Annotated in this window: 1 rRNA gene; it reads left to right on the top strand. The window is 47.4% G+C overall.

The features are described from left to right. Positions 1-939 (top strand): 23S ribosomal RNA (locus KO524_RS15145); the annotation flags it as partial.

The following is a 939-nucleotide window of genomic DNA, read 5'->3' on the forward strand; positions in this document are numbered from 1 at the left end:
ATTTCTTGCGGACAGAATTAGAACAAGTTGGAAAGCTTGACCAAAGAGGGTGACAGTCCCGTATAAGTAAAGGAAGATAAGAATAGTGGTATCCTGAGTAGGTCGGGGCACGTGAAACCCTGATTGAAACTGGCGGGACCATCCGCTAAGGCTAAATACTCCTGAGAGACCGATAGTGAACCAGTACCGTGAGGGAAAGGTGAAAAGAACCGTGAATAACGGAGTGAAATAGATCCTGAAACCATACGCCTACAAGCGGTCGGAGCCCTTAAGTGGGGTGACGGCGTGCCTTTTGCATAATGAGCCTACGAGTTACCGTTGCTGGCAAGGATAAGTGGTTAAGCCATGGATCCGTAGCGAAAGCGAGTCTGAATAGGGCGCTTTAGTCAGTAGTGGTAGACGCGAAACCGTGTGATCTACCCATGGGCAGGTTGAAGTTTAGGTAACACTAAATGGAGGACCGAACCGGTTGACGTTGAAAAGTCTTCGGATGACCTGTGGGTAGGGGTGAAAGGCCAATCAAACTCGGAAATAGCTCGTACTCCCCGAAATGCATTTAGGTGCAGCGTTAGTTATAAAGTTATATAGAGGTAGAGCTACTGATTGGATGCGGGGGTTTCACCACCTACCAATTCCTGACAAACTCCGAATGCTATATAATGTTCACTAACAGTGAGGGCATGGGTGCTAAGGTCCATGTCCGAGAGGGAAAGAACCCAGACCATCAGCTAAGGTCCCCAAATGTATACTAAGTTGAAAAAACGCGGTTTGTCTGCCCAGACAGCTAGGATGTTGGCTTGGAAGCAGCCATTCATTTAAAGAGTGCGTAACAGCTCACTAGTCGAGCGGACGAGCATGGATAATAATCGGGCATAAGTATACTACCGAAGCTATGGATTTACAGACAAGGGTTTGTAAGTGGTAGGGGAGCATTCTAAT

Source organism: Flavobacterium sp. NKUCC04_CG (genome assembly GCF_019345525.1).
Taxonomy (GTDB): domain Bacteria; phylum Bacteroidota; class Bacteroidia; order Flavobacteriales; family Flavobacteriaceae; genus Flavobacterium.